Source organism: Achromobacter piechaudii NBRC 102461 (assembly GCF_001571245.1).
Taxonomy (GTDB): Bacteria; Pseudomonadota; Gammaproteobacteria; order Burkholderiales; family Burkholderiaceae_B; genus Achromobacter; species Achromobacter piechaudii.
The window spans coordinates 77100-90885 of sequence record NZ_BCTK01000008.1 but is presented as its reverse complement, the minus strand read 5'-3'; the positions used below and the strand labels follow the sequence as shown (position 1 = coordinate 90885).

The 13786-nt window shown below is 62.8% G+C and carries 11 protein-coding genes; 3 read left to right on the top strand and 8 right to left on the bottom strand.

Going from position 1 to position 13786, the window contains the following annotated elements; translation table 11 throughout:
- The first annotated feature begins 232 nt into the window (after positions 1-232).
- The gene (locus tag API01S_RS20195) at positions 233-967 is read left to right on the top strand and encodes an SDR family oxidoreductase (RefSeq protein ID WP_061305983.1); all 735 of its coding nucleotides are present in this window, start codon (positions 233-235) and stop codon (positions 965-967) included.
- Here API01S_RS20195 and API01S_RS20190 read toward each other — a convergent pair.
- The 4 genes from API01S_RS20190 to API01S_RS20175 all read right to left on the bottom strand — a co-directional run bounded on the left by API01S_RS20190 (position 902) and on the right by API01S_RS20175 (position 4916).
- A complete protein-coding gene (locus API01S_RS20190; protein ID WP_254598573.1) occupies positions 902-1981 on the bottom strand; it encodes a LysR family transcriptional regulator in 1080 nt (359 codons plus the stop codon). The two genes, API01S_RS20195 and API01S_RS20190, sit on opposite strands and share 66 nt — an antisense overlap.
- A gap of 302 nt (positions 1982-2283) precedes the next feature.
- A complete protein-coding gene (locus API01S_RS20185) occupies positions 2284-2955 on the bottom strand; it encodes a lysozyme inhibitor LprI family protein (protein ID WP_050728946.1) in 672 nt (223 codons plus the stop codon).
- 179 nt (positions 2956-3134) lie between these two features.
- Entirely contained in the window at positions 3135-3920 is a 786-nt protein-coding gene (locus API01S_RS20180) for an SDR family NAD(P)-dependent oxidoreductase (protein WP_061305979.1), read from the bottom strand.
- Positions 3921-3929: 9 nt separating this feature from the next.
- Positions 3930-4916, bottom strand: a complete 987-nt coding sequence (locus tag API01S_RS20175; protein WP_061305976.1) for a Bug family tripartite tricarboxylate transporter substrate binding protein — start codon at positions 4914-4916, stop codon at positions 3930-3932.
- Positions 4917-5160: 244 nt separating this feature from the next.
- Here API01S_RS20175 and API01S_RS20170 point away from each other — a divergent pair, with 244 nt between their 5' ends.
- Complete coding sequence (locus API01S_RS20170) at positions 5161-6126, top strand: Bug family tripartite tricarboxylate transporter substrate binding protein (protein WP_061305974.1); 966 nt, start codon at positions 5161-5163, stop codon at positions 6124-6126.
- 33 nt (positions 6127-6159) lie between these two features.
- Here API01S_RS20170 and API01S_RS20165 read toward each other — a convergent pair whose 3' ends face one another.
- The 4 genes from API01S_RS20165 to API01S_RS20150 all read right to left on the bottom strand — a co-directional run bounded on the left by API01S_RS20165 (position 6160) and on the right by API01S_RS20150 (position 11821).
- Entirely contained in the window at positions 6160-7107 is a 948-nt protein-coding gene (locus API01S_RS20165) for a sensor domain-containing diguanylate cyclase (protein ID WP_061305972.1), read from the bottom strand.
- A 201-nt stretch (positions 7108-7308) separates the two neighbouring features.
- Positions 7309-8235 carry an alpha/beta hydrolase gene (locus API01S_RS20160; RefSeq protein ID WP_254598572.1) on the bottom strand — a complete coding sequence of 309 codons (927 nt, stop codon included), beginning with the start codon at positions 8233-8235 and terminating at the stop codon, positions 7309-7311.
- A gap of 154 nt (positions 8236-8389) precedes the next feature.
- Positions 8390-8917: a P-loop NTPase family protein gene (locus tag API01S_RS20155; RefSeq protein WP_061305970.1), complete on the bottom strand. Its 528-nt coding sequence runs from the start codon at positions 8915-8917 to the stop codon at positions 8390-8392.
- Positions 8918-9067: 150 nt separating this feature from the next.
- Entirely contained in the window at positions 9068-11821 is a 2754-nt protein-coding gene (locus API01S_RS20150) for an autotransporter family protein (RefSeq protein WP_409360613.1), read from the bottom strand.
- A gap of 388 nt (positions 11822-12209) precedes the next feature.
- On the opposite strand from API01S_RS20150, the gene API01S_RS20145 reads away from it, so the two are divergent.
- Positions 12210-13745 carry a sensor domain-containing diguanylate cyclase gene (locus API01S_RS20145; protein ID WP_254598589.1) on the top strand — a complete coding sequence of 512 codons (1536 nt, stop codon included), beginning with the start codon at positions 12210-12212 and terminating at the stop codon, positions 13743-13745.
- Positions 13746-13786 lie beyond the last annotated feature (41 nt).

Below are 13786 nucleotides of genomic sequence, written 5' to 3'. Positions count from 1 at the left end.
GCAGAGTGATTTGCCATGGTTTGTACCTCTGTTCGCGTCGGGATCAAGACCTGTCGGTGGTCCGCAAACTGTGGGTGGATCTATTCTAACGGCCATCGGCGGCAGCGCTCGCGGATTACCGGCCTGCCGCCCCATCGGAGACACCGATGCGCCCATCGGCCATTCCTGCTGGCGCCCGGCGTTGCCCAGGACCAACATCGCTGATTCCAAAAACCGTTTGAAGGAATCGAGCATGGGTATCGGTCTGGCAGGTCAACGCGTAGTGGTCGTGGGCGGCAGTTCGGGAATGGGGTTGGCGCTGTCGGCGCGCTTGCTGTGCATGGGTTGCAAGGTGACGATCGTGGGCCGGTCCGACGACAAGCTCGACGCGGCGCGCGAACAGCTGAAAAGCTGCGGGATACCGACGCTGCATCAAGCGGACGTGACAAGCGAAGCCCAAGTGCAGCAGCTATTTGAAGCGTCGGGTCCGGTGGATCATCTGGTCTGCACCGCCGCCGACATACGCGGCGCGTACGAGTTGCTGCCTTCGCTGCCCCTCCCGGCGCTGGACCGCGCCATCCGTTCGAAGGTCGTGGCGCCCAGCCTGCTGGCCAAGCATGGCGCGCCGCGTATGCCGACGCAGGGTTCCATCACGCTGACATCGGGCATCGCAGCCTACCGGCCCAGGCCCAAAGGTGTTGCCGTGGCGGCGATCAATGCCGCGCTTGAAGGCGTCGTGCGCGCCATGGCCGTCGAGCTTGCACCCATCCGGGTCAACGCCGTATCGCCAGGCTGGGTGCGCACGCCGATCTGGAACGATGTGGCAGGGGCCGACAGTGAAACGCTGCTGGCGTCGATGGCCGGGCAGCTTCCGGTGGGCCGGGTCGGCACCGCTGACGATATCGCCGATGCCGTTGTCTTCCTACTTGGCAATGGCTACACGACGGGCGCCGTGTTGCACGTCGATGGCGGGCATCGCCTGGTCTGAGCCGTCCGCTGCAAGCCGGATCATCTGGATAAACGCGGCCACCCGGCGTGTTGGCTCGCGCGCTGCGGTGAGCAGACAGATGGGCAAACCGTCTCCATCCGTCGACAACGGCCGCCATTGCACGCGTGCCGCCGTCAGGGCGGGGTCCATCGCCATGCGGGGCAGGATCGATATCCCGAGACCCGCCGACACCATCTGCACCAAGGCCGCAACGCTGTCAGCGACGGCGCGGATATGCGGCTGTTCCGGCGCCTCCTGCAATCGGGCTTCCAGGAATTCCCGGTAGCGGCAGCCCTCCATCGTGGCGATCAACGGATACGCCGCCAATGCCTCCGGCCTGATATCCGCCACGGCGCCCAGCGGATGGCCGGGCGGCATCACGACCACGGGCCTGTCGCGCGCGATGACTTCCACGCGCAGCTGGGCGTCGCTTGCCGGCCATCCATGCACCAGACCAATGTCGGCCGATCCGTCCAGCACCGCCTGGGCCGTGGCCATGGAGTTTCTTTCGTGAACCGTGACCTGGGTGTCGGGATACTGGTCCGCAAAGTGCAGCAACTGCGGGACCAGTACGCTGGTGCACAAGGTCTGCGGGGCAGCGACTCGAATCGGTCCGCTCGGGTCGTCGACATTGTCGCGGACTTCGCGGTAGGCATCGTCGGCCAGGGCCAGCAACTCGCGTGCCCTGACGGCAAGTTTTTCACCGGCCGGCGTCAGTTGCAGACGATTGTTCTGGCGCACGAACAGCGCCTGACCGACATTTTCCTCAAGCGCGCGCACCTGCTCCGTCACGCTGGGTTGGGACAGGTGAACCCGCTGGGCGGCTTTGGTGAAGCTCAACGTTTCCGCCGCCGCGATGAAGATCTTCAACTGCCGTAGCTGGAACATGGGAGTGGGCAAGAGAGCAACGATCGAAGGGCAGTTTACGGCAATCGGTTGATCGGCAACATCTTTACTGATGGGCGCTTCGCGAGTGCGAAATGCCGGAGGCCAGGGCGTCGCTGCGGCACTCATGCACGCGTTAGCGTTTCAATGCCAGGGGCGAAAACTATCCACGTCGACCAATGCGTCGAACGTACCGATGCGGCATTTGTTGGATCAGCCAGGCTTTGTCGCAAGCGGCCAGATTGAAAACCTGGATGACGGCGACCCCGAGTTGGCTTTCGTGAAGTTGCGCTGACATCAGGCGCGGCCGCATTTGTTCGGCCAACCGCTATAGCAGTTCGAGCTTTGGTCTTAAGCGTTGCAACACCGTCCTGCCGCCCGCCGTGGCCCGAGGCGGGCTTGCGCGTAATCCCGGCACCCATCCGCCGCCCTCAACGCACCGCGAACCAATCCCCTTGCAGGCTGCCGTTCATGCCGCAGTACGGCGGGCCGAAGCCTACGTCTTTTTCGCCAGGCGGGGCAATTTCGCGGCTTACCAGCACCGCGCCCCGGCGCGTCAGCGCAAGGGCCCAGGGCCGGCCGTCCTGATAGGTGATCGTCAAGCTGTCACCATCGGGGACCGCCTTGCCGCTCAGGTCGCAGACCCAGTTGCCGCTGTAGGGCCGGGACGAGTTGGCCGACACCGACAACTGGCCATCGGCGGTCTGCTTGATCTCGATTTCCCCCTCGATGTTCTTCCACTTGCCGACAAAGCCGGCCGCAGGCTGCGGATTGATGGCCTTCAGGAAGGCCAGGCGGTATCGCATGGTCGAGGTAAGTTCCGCGAAGGGCGTGCTGCCCGTGTAGGGCTCGGCGTAGGCCTTGTCGCGAATGCTCAGGTAATAGCGTTGATCGGCAGCCAGCGACTTGACGGCTTCGGCATCGAGCTCACCCCGCAGCGCCTTGTATTGCTGCGCGATGGCGGCGTCCTGGTCGGACAGCTTGTAATTGGCGCATATGGATTTTTCGACGGGCGTGGCGGCCTTGGCGCAGTTGAAGGACGGGGCGGCGACCGCGCTGCCCGCCATGGCAAGGGATGCAGTAAAGACCAGACGACGAATCATGTGGGGTGCTCTCAAGTGGATGGGCGCATTCGGCAATCCCGCCCGCGCTCAGGATAGTGGCGCAGTTTACCTGCGCCCGCCCGACTTCCGGGCAGGCGCAGGGGCAGGGCAGACCGACTCGTGCCTGAACAGGGTGTCCAGACAATCGCGCAGGTCCGTGAGCCCTGCGCCGCCACCCGCTACGCGTCGTACAGATTGCTCAGTGACGCCTTGAGAAAGCCCCCGTCCACGATCAGGTCCTGTCCGTTGACGTACAGCGACGCATCGCTGGCAAGAAACGCCACCGCGCCAGCGATATCCGCCGGCAGGCCGATACGGCGCGCGGGAATGCGGGCGATGCGCTTTTGCAGCACGCCGTCGTCACGGTAGTGCCTTTCCGACAGCGGTGTGCGGATCATCCCGGGGCTGATGGAATTGGCGCGTATGCCTCGCGGCCCCCATTCGACGGCCATCTGACGGGTCAGGGCGATCAGTGCTGCCTTGGTCGTGCCGTATGCGCCCACGCGGGTTGGCGTCTGGGCCGAGATCGACGCCACGTTGATGATGCTGCCCGCCTGCTGGTCGCGCATCAAGGGAAACAAGGCCTGCGCGCAGAGCAACGCGCCGCGCAGGTTCACGCGGAAGATGCGGTCCCACAAATCGGTGGGCAAGTCCTCCAGGGGCACCGGCGCGGCGCTGATGGCCGCATTGTTGATCAGCACGTCGCAACGGCCGAAGCGGGCCCGGACGCGCCCGGCCATGTCCGCCACCGAATCCGGATCGGAGATGTCGCAGTGCACGTTCAACACGCCATCCATCGGCGTGGCGTTGTCGGCCGTGTCGATATCCGCTTGCACCACGGCCGCGCCCAGGGACAGCAGTTGCTGGCAGATGGCCTGGCCGATGCCGCCCGACGCGCCGGTGACCACTGCCACGCGGCCTTGCAAGGCGTCAGAAGCAAATGAAGGGTGAGTAGGCATGTCCATGGGGCAGGCCTACTTGTTTTTCAGGTCTGCGACTTTGGCCAGGCCCTGCCAGATCACGGCATCGCGCTTGATCGACGCCGCGAATTCCTGGGCGGAAATGTCCGCAGGCACGATCATGTTCTGGCCTTCGATTTTTTCCCGGACCTCGGGGCTGTGCTGCGCGCGATAGATCTCGGCGTTCAGGCGCTGGATGATCTCGGGCGGCGTGCCGGCCGGGGCGAAGACGCCATACCAACCATCGGCCTCGAACTTGTAGCCTTGCTCGGCGAGCGTCGGGACGTCCATCGTGGCGGGCCAGCGCCGTGATCCTGTCTGACCCAGCGCGACGAGCTTGCCGTTGCGCATGAAAGGAATGGGCGAGGCTATGTCCATGAAGCCCACGCGGATGGTGTTGGCGATCAGGTCGGTGCTCTCGGTGACCAGCTGCTTGTACGGTACGTGCGGCATGTCCAGGCCGTAATGGGCCTTGATGCCTTCCATGGCCAGATTGCCGGACGAGCCGGTGCCCCACGAACCGTAGGCCAGCTCGCCGGGGTGCGCCTTGGCGTAGGCGACCATGTCCGCCAGATTCTTGAAGCCGGTGCTGGGATTGGCCACCAGCAAGATGCCCGCGGCCCCGACCTGCGCGATGGGCAGCAGGTCCTTCTCGGGGTCGTAGGGCAGCGACGGAAGCACCACGGGATTCAACAGGATGGCGGACGACGGCGCGAACAGCAGCGTGTAGCCGTCGGGCGCGGCCTTGGCCACGGTCTCGCACGCGATCATGCCGTTGGCGCCCGGTTTGGATTCCACAACCACGGGCTGCTTCAACACTTTGGATAGCGGCGCCGAGATCAGGCGGGCGAAGATGTCGCCACCCGCACCGGGCGATCCGGCAACCACCAGCCGGATAGGGCGGTCGGGCCAATTGTCGGGGGCGGCAAAGGCATTGACGCCCAGGCTCATCAGCATGCCGCCAAGCAGAATGGCGCGCCGTGTGAACAGGGATTGGGTCATTTCAGCGTCTCCAGGATTTTTGAATTATTTGGAGCTCTAGATTCTAGGTAGCTCGCCTGGATTGGCTAGTGCGCAACGCGCAGATCAGAACTGCGCGGTTCGACGGAGTCGCGGGCGCCGCCGCGTGCGCTGCCAATTTCCCGCATGCTTCATTTTTTGAAGAAGACTTCTGCAAATTTCGCAGGGAATCTTTTGGTGCGCGATCGATAAACTTTTGGCAGAGACAATTGAAAAAGAGCAAGACATGCCATTCGCCATTCGCCGCCGCGCGCTGCTGGGCAGCGCAGTCCTTAGCGCATTGCTGCCGTTCGCGGCTGCCGCGCAATCGGACTACCCGACAAAACCCGTCCGGCTAGTCGTGCCGTATCCGCCAGGCGCGGCCACCGACGCCATCTCGCGCGCTTTCGCGCAAGAGCTGGGGACGCTCATGGGACAGCCCGTGGTCGTGGAAAACCGCCCCGGCGCGGGGTCGGCGATTGGCATTCAGGCCGTCAAGAGCCGGCCCGCCGATGGCTACACCCTGCTGGTGCACGCCGAGGGCTTCTACAGCGCAAAGTTCACGACGCCCAGCGCGGGCTACGAGTTTTCTGACTTTGAAATTCTTGCGCCGCTGGGCCAGAGCAGCTACGCGTTCATCGTGCCGGCCGACCGGGGCTGGAACCGCCTTCAGGACCTGAAAGGCCTGGACCGCGAAATGGATATCGGCACCGCCGACCTGGGCGTGGGCACCTATTCCACGCTGGCGGCAAGATTGGCTTCGGGCCTGGGCGCAAAGTACCGTCCCATTCCGTTCAAGGGTGGCGCGGAAGGGCTGACGGCGATCCTGGGTGGCCAGATCGACGGCTACTTCACCACGATAGGAACGACGCAAAGCGTCAAGGACAATCCCCACGTCAAGGTGTTGGCTTACACGGGCCAGCCCGGCAGCATCAGTTATCTGCCCGGAGTAAAGACGTTCGCCGAACAGGGCGTGCCCGACATGGTGTTCCAAAGCAGCTACAGCGTGGCCGTGCGTACCGGCATTCCCGAACCGGTCAGAGCGCGGCTGGCCACTTTTGTCCGGCAGGCCGCGGCCTCCGAGGCAATGAAGAAGGCTCGCCGGGATCTATATCTGGACGACTACGACAAAAGCCTGGACGAGTACAAGCAAGAGCTGATGCACCTGGCTCATGAGTTCGAAGCCAGCGCGAAGCAGCGTAAAGCCGAGTGACAAGGGCGCGCTCGCGCGCGCAGGGCCAGGCGTTCAGGTTGGCAGTTCCACGTGCTCGATGCGGTCCCGCCCGTTGTTCTTGGCCGCATACAGCTGCTTGTCCACCGCCCTGATGAAGCTGGCGCGGTCGGCCTGCTCGTCCGGCACCAGCGTGCCCGCGCCGATGCTGACCGTCACGCGCCGGCCATGCGGCGACAGCGCGTGCACAATGGATTTCTTTTGCAGCAAGCGCTGGCAGCGCTCGGCGACTTTCCAGGCCACGCTGGCATCGGCCCCCGGCAGCAGCACGACAAACTCTTCGCCACCGTAGCGCGCGACCAGATCGCGAGGCCCGTCCAGCGCCAGACTGAGCGTCTGGGCGATATCCACCAGGCACTTGTCGCCCTGGGTGTGGCCATACAGATCGTTGTATTGCTTGAAAAAATCCACGTCGAACAACAGGATCGATAGCGGTTGACGCTCGCTTCGCGCACGCTCCCATTCCAATTCGAAACTGCTGTCAAAGCGGCGTCGATTGGCGATATTGGTCAAGCCGTCCTTGAAAGACAGCACCTCCAATTCCTTTTGCAGGCTCAAGAGCTGCTCTTCGGTCTTCTTGCGTTCCGTGATATCGAACATGAAGCCGATCAGCGCATCGACCTCGCCGTTGTCCTTGCGCACGACGTGCACGACGTCGCGGATCCATACGTAGCCGTTGTCCTTGGTCAACGCCCGGTAGTCCGCCTCGTGATCCACGCCGGCCTGGGACTGTGTGACGCAGAAATTCACCACGTATTCCCGATCTTCGGGGTGCATGCGCATGGCCCAATCCTCTACGCTGACCCAGCTGTCGGCGCTCCAGCCCAACAGCGTTTCGATCTGCGGACCGATGTAGGCGAACTTCATCGTGGCCCAATCGATCTTCCAAGGTATCGCCTTGGTGGATTCCAGCAAGGTTCTGTACACCGCGTTGTCGTCAAAAAGCGGGGAGGTGTCGGGCATGCCGATATTCCTTTTGATCTGAAGCGAGGCGTCGCTTGTGCTGGGGCGGGGGGAAGGGAGGCTTTAGGGGGGGATTTTATAGCGGGCTGATTTCGGTGCAGAGTTAGAGCTTGCTTGGCTGAACGCGCAATGGCGTCGATCGCGTGCAGCGTTTGGCAAGTCGATGCTATTCGCCGCGATTGTTCAGCGTTTTGCGCGGCCTCACCGCACCGGCAACAGATACTTCAACCCCTGCGTGAATCCTCGTGGCGCGACGCTGAGATGATCTTCGTCGTTCAAGACCGCCGACTTCAGTGTCAAGCCTGGATAGTTCCTGCTTTGCAGCGCGGCTTCCAATGCTCGGTTGTCGGCAACCATGTCCACCGTCTGGTTGTAGCGGCGATCGCCTTTGCGCAAGGCCTCGAACGCTCCCACGTATAGAAACACCTTCGCCTGCAAATCCTGGTTCTGCTTGGCGTAGGCGGTTTCCAGCTTGAAGGCGTGGCGCTTGTCGTACCAGAGAGACGGGCTGCCCAGGATATAGCTGCTGAACAAGCTTGGCTCGGTGAACAGAATCTGCGTTCCCAGCAGAGCGCCGTAGGAGTGGCCCAGGAATATTGCCCTGGCGGGGTCTGCCCGGTATCGGTTGGCGATGAATGGCTTTACCTGATCGCGCAGGTACTGCTGATAGGCCCGCGCCTGACCGTGGACGGCATTGGGCGGTGCGGTGCTCGGGCCGTTTGGCGTAGGCGTGTAATCGCGCTGGCGGCTGGTGCCGCCGTCTTCGCCTTTGCCATAGGACAGGCCGACGAGAATGAATTCCTCGATCTTGGGGCCTTCGACATTCAGGCGCCGCCCCAATTGGCGGATGATCGGAAAAGCGTAGTCGGCGTCGGTCACATACAGCACCGGGTATTGCCGCTGCGGCTGCTTGGTGTAGGAGGGCGGCAATGCAACAAAGACCTGGTAGCCGCGATGCGAGACGGGATCGGGCACGTCCCATACCTCGCTATCGGCGATCTCGTAAGGGAGTCCACCGCCAGGCTGCACCTTTGGTGTCGACGGGACCTGCGCGCGCGTCGGAGCGATAAAGGCGCCGCAGGTGACTATCAGGGTAAGCAGCAGCGAATGTGTAAAACGACGATGCATGGAAAAGCGTCCTCGATTAGCGCCGCACTTGGCGCAAGAGAATGATTCGGGTCGATGATGCGGGGCGTTGCTTACGCAGCAGCACCGCCGGCCATCCTGACGGATTCGACTTTTGCTCCGGGGCCAAAAACGCCATGTAGTGAAAACTCTGCTGCTACTCGCCCAGCCGCTCCGTTTGATAAAAGCGCTTGAGGTCAGCCGGCGTCGGCAATTTTATTTTGGGAAGCACAAGGCTTTCGTACATCTCTGCATATTGCCGTCGATTGCCCGGCGTGACGATCGTGATGTGGTGGATCATGTCCCACTTTACGGAATCCCTGCCGCCTTCCAGCGCGCCGCGCCGGTCGCGTTCGAAGAGCGTTCGACGAAAGTACCGGAACAGGCTGGTGGCGGTGGGCAGGTCAAGCAGGATCAGCCCCGTGGCCCGCTCCAGCCGGGGGCCGATGCTGCTGGTGTAGTTGCCATCCATGACCCACTGTTCCTGCTGTATCGCCTCGTCATGCAGGCGTAGGAATTCATCTTTGGGACGAGCTTGCCAGTCGGTGTGCGGCAGGTGGAACAGTTGATCCAGATGTATTGCCGGCATGCCGCGCTTGCGCGAAATGGCCTCGGCAAGCGTGGACTTGCCGCTGTTGCTGGGGCCGAGTATGCAGATGCGCGAGCCGAGGTCGTCAAGGGTCATAGCGGTTCATGAGTCGGGCTGTGGCCTGAGCAGGCTTTCCGGAATGGGATTCTCGCATGCAACAGGGAACTACGTTTCTCTGCCAACCTGAAAGCGGATTGGCGCTATTTCAATGAAGGTCTGATCGCGAAGCTGGGCGGAATCGCTATTTCAGAACGTCATCCTGAAACCCGCCGTAGCGGTGACGATATAGCTGCCGGAGAAATCGACGTCGGCATCGACTTGGCCGTAGATCGCATAGCGCTCTGCCCAACTGTAGTTGGCGCCGGCTCCCACGCTGCCCCAGTTACGCGCCATGCGACTTCCCGCGGACACGCCCGCCACCCGTACGCGGGCGTCGTCAAGAAACTCATGCTTCACGTTGACGACGCCATAAACGCTGGATTGGCGGTTCACGCCTGCCGTTTGCCAATTGCTTTTGTAGTCCAGCGCGATACCGACGCGCGCAAGCAGGCTGTCGCCCTTGTCGCTTTCAACGCGTGCGCCGAATTTGTCGTTGAAGCTGTCGAAGCGGGTCGATACGTAGGTCAGTTGCGCCTGCGGTACCAGGGCCAGCCGTTCGCTCAACTCGAACGCCTTACCCGCTTCGATACCCAGGCCATAGCTTTGAGCCTGGCGTCCTTTCTTCAAGCTGCCGGCCAGTTGGGAATTCAGGTCGCTATCGAACCAGGTCGCCTGGGCCTGGGTATCGATATAGAGGCCATTCTTGCCATACCAGGTCAGCGTCGGTGTCATGCCATAGGCGGTGGTGTCGATCTTGCCGTTGCCATACGTGGAGGACACGCGCGTGTCGGCCTTGCCGTAGTGAAAAGCCACGCCGCCTACCAGACGAGACCCGTCAGCTTGCCCGGCAAGGATACGGTCAAAGCCAAACTGAGCCTTCCAGGTATCGATGTCTTGGTGTTCAAGCGTCGTGGACGTGGAAGGTTTGAGCCGGCTCGTCGTGCCCTCCATCCGGCCCCACACGCCGTTGCGGCCGACGTCCGCCGAATCATAGAGGCGGTTGCCTGCCCGCTGGCGCAGTGTGGGCAAGCGACTCAGGTTAAGCAACGTGTTGCCGTAGGCTTCATAGACTGGCACACCGGGTTGATACAGCAAGGGTGCCTCGGCGCCCGGCGAAACGCCACCGACCGGTGGTGTGCCGGCGCCGCTTGACGGCGTGCCGGGATCGGTCGACGGTATGCCGGGGTCGGTCAAGGATGAGCGCAGGTACCAGCCGCCATCTGCCGTGTCCTGTTGCAGGACATAGCCGTAGGCGCCCGCCACCAGCGCGGGACGCCCCTGGATGACGTAGTCGCCGTTGGCAAGGTTGAACTGCCCCGCCGAGATCCCGTTGACCTGCACGACCTGTATGCCGCGTTGGGTCAATCCGCCCGTGCCACCCATGTTCTGCACGGTGACGGGTGTGGCGCCCGAGGTGCCGCCCGTGACGACCAACCTGTCGGTCGGCGAGTTGTCGCCGCCAAGCTGGGTGCGGATCTCAAGGTTGCCGCCCTGTGCCCGGTAGTCGCCTGCAATCGTCAGCGTGCCAAAGCCGCTGCGCGGCCCCGGGGCGATGGTGCCCTGGTTGACCGTGGCGCCGACGCGTCCCGTGCCTGTGAATCGTGCCCCCGGCAGGACGTTGACCGGCCCGCCCAGAACGCCATCGACCTGAAGCGTGCCGGCCTGGATGTCGGTGGTCCCCGTGAAGGGGGTGCTGTCGCCCGACAAGGTGAGCGTGCCCGCGCCCAGCTTGTCAAGGCGCGATGTGCCCGAGAATGCCGTCATCACGCCCACATCGTGGCCGTTGGTATCGAACCCGGCTCCCTCGCTGCCTATCGGCTGCGTCAGGAAGCCATTCAGGAAGTTGGCCTTGTCGCGCCTGGCGCGCAGGACGCCACCATTCAGGTTGAAGGTGGCATCGCCGGCGCCCTTGATGACCGAGCCTGTCTCCAGCACGCCGCGGCCACTGGCATCGCCGAGCAGATTCAGCGTGCCCCGGGCGGTGCCGCCGACGGACAACCACGTATCGCTGGTGGCAACCGCCAGTCCGCCTTTGTCGATGGTCAATGTTCCCGTGCCGGCCGAGCCGATTTCGATGCGGTCGCTTGCGGTAAGCGTCGAGATATCGGTGGTGGTGCTCGATACGGTCACTGTTCCGACGCCGCTCGATCCTGCGCCGATGTAAATCGTTGCCGCCGCGCTTGGGCCCGACGATCCGACAGTCCGTACCGTGGCTCCTTCGAGGACGCTCAAATCGCCAACGCCGTCGAAACCCACGTAGATATTGTTCAAGGGGTCCCAGACGGATTCCCGTCCAGATACCGTCACGCTGCCCTCGCTGCCGCCGTCCCGCCCGATCAAGGCTTGCCCGCTATGCACCGCGCCGCCATTGTCGATACGCAACGCGCCCCTGCCGCTCGCGCCGATCGCGAATCCATAGATCGTGGAGATATTCCAGCTCGACTGCGGCCCGGAAACGAGCACGCTGCCGACGCTGCCATTCCCCATGCCGATGGCGGCAGAATCGCTTTGCGCCACGCCTCCAGACAGGATCGCCAGCGTGCCGCTGCTGCCGGAGTCGGCCCCGACAAGCACCGAACCGAGGCTGGTCCAGGTGGATGCCGTGCCACTGCCATCGCGGCCTGACACGGTCAACGAACCCACGCCGCCATTGAGGTTGCCGATAAATGCCCAGTCGTTCTGCACGGAGCCGCCACCAGTGATGCTCAACGTCCCGGTGAGGGTATCGCCAACAATCAGATCGCCTCCAACAACCCAGTCAGGCGTCACTACCGGCCCGGGTAATACCTCGCCGGTACCGACGACCGATTGCGCGTAGGTTGGGTTGGCGAAAGTGGCTGCGGACGCGGCCAGGATTATCCACGTCGGCCATCCCGGCCTATTGCAATTTTGGTTGGACAAGACCGTTTCTTCCCAAATAGATGACTACCTCAGATATTTGGATACGGCAGGCAGAGCGCTTTTCTTAATAGGTGATTACCCCTGACGAACTGGTCAAAGCACCTGGCTCGTGACACGTCGATGCGCGAATAGCCGATGCGTCTGAATATTGCTCCCGGGAATATGGCGCACAGCTCGAAGCAGAAGATATTAAGGACGGGAAAATAATGGATGCCTGAAAATTGGAGTTTTCCAGAATCGCCCGGCGGTCGACGCTTATACTCCCGCCAGGTACACGAGAGCCGCGAACGCTACAGAAAATTGTTTTAGACGTTTGGTCCGTGAGGGGAACGACGTGTTGGGCGAGCAAGGCAGGGGTGAACAACAATTGCGGCGCGCCGTGCGCCGGATGACCCTGGGTGCGGCCGTCGTCTGGCTGGCTCTGGTGGCCGGCCTGGGCTGGTGGATTTCGCAGGGGATCGTGACGGCGCAGTTGGCCAGACAGGCGGCCAGCGCAGAGTACGAGACGACAACGACCGCGCGCGTCATGGACCGGTTGTTCACCGAGATGGTCAGCGTGGCCAATATGGTGGCGCGGCAGAGTCTGGTGATCGAGCTTGCCATTCGTTATCGCACGGACCAGCCTGGCGCCGCCGAGCTGACTCGGCAGGAGCGTGCTGCGCAGTTTGCGCGCGATCCCTTGGTACGCCGGGTCGGCGACGTCATGAACGCACTGGCCACTGATCTGCGTTACGCCCGCATCTACATGAACAATATGTCGGACGACACCGTGACGGCCAGTAATTGGGCCGAACCCGACAGTATCGTCGGCATGATCTATTCGGGCCGGCCGTACCTGATTGACGCGTTGCGCACCGGTCTCGGACAGTCGTTCGGTATTGCTCGTCTGAATAAATCCCCGTCTTATTTCGTGGCCAGTCGCATCGAGGACGCAAACGACATGCCGCTGGGCTCGGTCACGGTCAAGTTTGACGCGCCAGAGGTGGCGCTTTATCTGACGGGGCGTCATATTGCGTTGATCGTGAACCGCCAGGGGCGCGTGATCACGGCGTCGTCCGAGCCGTTCATGCTCCGCAACGTTGCCGCGCTTCTTGCGCCAGGTACGGTATTGGCGCCGGACGGCGAAGAAGAGCCGGGCGAGCCCATGGATGTGCGCGCGGCAAGCGGCGCAGAGCATGCCGACCAGTGGCTCATTGACGGCAGGCTCTATCTGCTGCGGCAGCAGCCCTTGTCGGGTACGCAATATCAGTTGCTTACCTTGGCGACGCTGGATCACCTGGCGCCCATGCGCAGACAGCATTTTTGGGTGGCGGGGCTGATCGGGGTGTTCGGCTTGATCCTGATCGTGCTATCCGGCCACTTGGCCAGCCAGATGGTGATGCGCCGGCAGGATGAACGGTATGCGGCCAACTATGACGCGCTGACCGGGCTGCCGAATCGACGCGCGGTATTGAACGAATTGGAACGCTTGTTCGCGTTGGCGAAGCGGACGCAGCAATGGGTGCTGGTGGCATTTATCGACCTGGATGGATTCAAGCCGATCAACGACACCTATGGCCATGAGGCCGGCGACAGATTCTTGATTGAGGTCGGCCGGCGCATGTCGGCCAGTCTGCGTGCGGGCGATATGCTGGGTCGGTGGGGCGGCGACGAGTTCGTTGTGGTTGGGCTCGCGACGCCGTCCTCGCCGGACGATCCGCAAAGGGCCGTCGACGAGATACGCAGCCGGCTTGCGCTGCCGCTGATCGGTACCTATGACCTGGTCGACTGGCGTTTCGATTATCGAGGTGCAAGCTTTGGCATTGTCAGCGTGGACCCCGCCGTCAGCTCGCTGCAAGACGCACTCAAGCAGGCTGACCAGCTTATGTATGCGGACAAACAGGCACGTCGGGCGCAGCAAATGGCCGAAGGTTGTGCCGGATAGCGAACCCATCCCGCTGTCCCACGCGGTGCAGCACGCGATTG

What these genes read in the sequence shown, in the direction of transcription:
- API01S_RS20195 (WP_061305983.1), top strand. Translation starts at nt 233, where the DNA reads ATGGGTATCGGTCTGGCAGGTCAACGCGTAGTGGTCGTGGGCGGCAGT.
- API01S_RS20190 (WP_254598573.1), bottom strand. Translation starts at nt 1,981, where the DNA reads ATGAGTGCCGCAGCGACGCCCTGGCCTCCGGCATTTCGCACTCGCGAA.
- API01S_RS20185 (WP_050728946.1), bottom strand. Translation starts at nt 2,955, where the DNA reads ATGATTCGTCGTCTGGTCTTTACTGCATCCCTTGCCATGGCGGGCAGC.
- API01S_RS20180 (WP_061305979.1), bottom strand. Translation starts at nt 3,920, where the DNA reads ATGGACATGCCTACTCACCCTTCATTTGCTTCTGACGCCTTGCAAGGC.
- API01S_RS20175 (WP_061305976.1), bottom strand. Translation starts at nt 4,916, where the DNA reads ATGACCCAATCCCTGTTCACACGGCGCGCCATTCTGCTTGGCGGCATG.
- API01S_RS20170 (WP_061305974.1), top strand. Translation starts at nt 5,161, where the DNA reads ATGCCATTCGCCATTCGCCGCCGCGCGCTGCTGGGCAGCGCAGTCCTT.
- API01S_RS20165 (WP_061305972.1), bottom strand. Translation starts at nt 7,107, where the DNA reads ATGCCCGACACCTCCCCGCTTTTTGACGACAACGCGGTGTACAGAACC.
- API01S_RS20160 (WP_254598572.1), bottom strand. Translation starts at nt 8,235, where the DNA reads ATGCATCGTCGTTTTACACATTCGCTGCTGCTTACCCTGATAGTCACC.
- API01S_RS20155 (WP_061305970.1), bottom strand. Translation starts at nt 8,917, where the DNA reads ATGACCCTTGACGACCTCGGCTCGCGCATCTGCATACTCGGCCCCAGC.
- API01S_RS20145 (WP_254598589.1), top strand. Translation starts at nt 12,210, where the DNA reads ATGACCCTGGGTGCGGCCGTCGTCTGGCTGGCTCTGGTGGCCGGCCTG.